The sequence below is a fragment of the Phormidium sp. CCY1219 genome, from assembly GCF_035615515.1.
Taxonomy (GTDB): domain Bacteria; phylum Cyanobacteriota; class Cyanobacteriia; order Cyanobacteriales; family Laspinemataceae; genus CCY1219.
Map to the genome: position 1 here is coordinate 1 of NZ_JAJENT010000162.1, position 2,476 is coordinate 2,476.

Annotated in this window: 1 protein-coding gene and 1 pseudogene; both read right to left on the minus strand. The window is 48.7% G+C overall.

From position 1 onward, the window contains the following. Positions 1-262: 262 nt before the first annotated feature. Complete coding sequence (locus LKK83_RS00885) at positions 263-1,660, minus strand: ferredoxin:protochlorophyllide reductase (ATP-dependent) subunit N (protein ID WP_324628840.1); 1,398 nt, start codon at positions 1,658-1,660, stop codon at positions 263-265. Between the two features lie 229 nt (positions 1,661-1,889). Then, positions 1,890-2,476 (minus strand): annotated as a pseudogene (locus LKK83_RS00890) (hypothetical protein); the annotation flags it as partial.

Below are 2,476 nucleotides of genomic sequence, written 5' to 3' on the forward strand. Positions count from 1 at the left end.
TATATTTTATCCCATCCCCCTGCTTTTGTCAATTTTTTTTTCTTCATTGCGGGCGCGAATCATTGGCGAGTGTGGATCCACTATAACTTTGAGTCCCTGGGTAAGCAAGGGTGCAAACGATCGCGAGTTCAAACCTGCAAGATCTGATTGCTTCAGTGGCGATCGAGATTTTAGAAAAGTGGTATAAAGCAGGAAAAAAGAGAGCAGACATTGCCTGCTCTCCCAAGAACCCCCATTTAACTTGAGAATACAGAAGCGGCGCTTAAATCTTCGCCTCTTCCTTCACCAACTTTTCCCAACCGAGATCCTTGAGTGCGTGATTGCGACGCAGGGGACGAGTCACCAACTCCAGAATGTCGCGGGCATTCGTAAACCCGTGAATCTGTGCGAAAGTAAACTCAACAGACCACTTCGTATTAATTCCGCGTGCTTCCAACGGATTCGCATGAGCCATGCCGGTAATCACCAAATCCGGATTCAACTCATAAATCCGCTGAATCTGATTGTAATTATCAGGTTTCTCGATAATCTTCGGCATTGGAACGCCCATTTCCTGGCAAGTTTGTTCGAGCAGCTTCAACTCTGCCCCTTGATAGCGCTTATCCATATACGGAATGCCAATTTCTGGGCAACTCATCCCGCAACGAATCAAAAACCGGGCCAAAGAAATTTCCAGTAAATTGTCTCCCATGAAGAACACCGACTTGCCGCGAATCAGGTCAACGTAGTCAGACAAATTCTCCCAAATTTGCGCTTCGCGGTCTGCTAAACCCTGCGGTTCGATACCGAAAACCGAGCAAATTTTCTCGATCCAAGCTCGGGTACCATCCGGACCGATGGGGAATGGAGCGCCAATTAACTTGCACTTGCGACGACGCATAAAACCTGTTGCCGTGCGGCTGAGAAACGGATTAACTCCCACAGCGTAATACCCTTCCTCAATCACAGGCAGTTCCGTATAACGCTTAGAAGGCAACCACCCGGATACCTTTATCCCTTGTTTCTTCAGTTCCAAAGTAAGCTGCGTAACCACCGGATCGGGAAGGGAACCAAACAGCACTAAGGGGGGATGGTCTGCATATTCCGTTTCTTCGGCGATGACTTCTTCTTTTTTCTTTCCGAAGCTCAGGAGTTTTTGAATCCCATTGCGCTCTTGTTTGTCCTCTTCTTTTTCCACGCCTCGCGGGCAACGCTGAACCATCGCCGCGAGTACGGTATCTTCCCCTTGGGTAAAGGCATAATCGAGACCGTTGGCCCGCGCCACCACGATTGGAATGCCGATTTCGGATTCGAGGTTCGGAGCTAAACCTTCTAAATCCATTTTGATGATTTCCGTGGTGCAGGTGCCGATAAAAACGATGACACTGGGATTGCGATCGCGCTTGATCTGCAAGCAAAGCCGCTTCAACTCTTCATAATCATTGAGCTTCGCAGAAATATCCCCTTCTTCTAACTCCGCCATCGCATAACGCGGTTCTGCGAAAATCATCACCCCCATAGCATTTTGCAGGAAATAACCGCAAGTTTTCGTGCCAATTACCAAAAAGAAACTATCTTCAATCTTCTGGTAAAGCCACGCCACGCAGCTAATCGGGCAAAATGTATGATAGTTTCCAGTTTCGCACTCGAAGGTGAGGGCATCAGTTTGAGCGACACTCATGGAATCATTCTCCTGAAGGTTAAAGTTGGCTGGTGACGTACTCCCGACACCGAAGCAAGCATACGGTGCGGGGTTCTCTTGACCTGCTGCATCATCGATGAAGACCTCTAACAACCGCAGAGCAGGATTTGAGCGTTTTATAGTGACCACCACGCCCAGGGGCCACTTTCAATTGTTGTTCTCCGCAAGGGAGGCTTGCATGGCTAAATCTTGGGTGCTGAAAAATTCCTTACAAACCTTTCAGTAAATCGGACATATCTGAATCATCATCAGAGTCCATATCGTCATCTAGCGCATCGAGATCCACTGTGTCCAATTCCTCTTCTGAGTCCTCGGATTCCCCAAGCCCTTCGAGATCGAGTTCGCCGAGGTCTTCTTCAGCATCAGATTCCCCAAATCCTTCGAGATCGAGATCGGCGAGGTCTTCATCAGAATCCGATTCCCCAAGCCCTTCGAGATCCATATCCCCGAGTTCATCAGAATCCGATTCCCCAAGCCCTTCGAGATCCATATCCCCGAGTTCATCCTCAGATTCCTCAAACGGATTTTTCATCAGGGCTTCACTTTCCTCGGCGCTTTCCGTACCTAACCCCTCTAAATCCATATCCCCGAGGTCTTCTTCGGTTTCAGATTCACCAAGGTCGCCTAAATCCATATCCCCGAGGTCTTCTTCAGTTTCAGATTCACCAAGGTCGCCTAAGTCCATATCCCCGAGGTCTTCTTCGGTTTCAGATTCACCAAGGTCGCCTAAGTCCATATCCCCGAGGTCTTCGGCAGATTCGGTTTCAGATTCCTCAAGGTCGCCTAACTCCATAT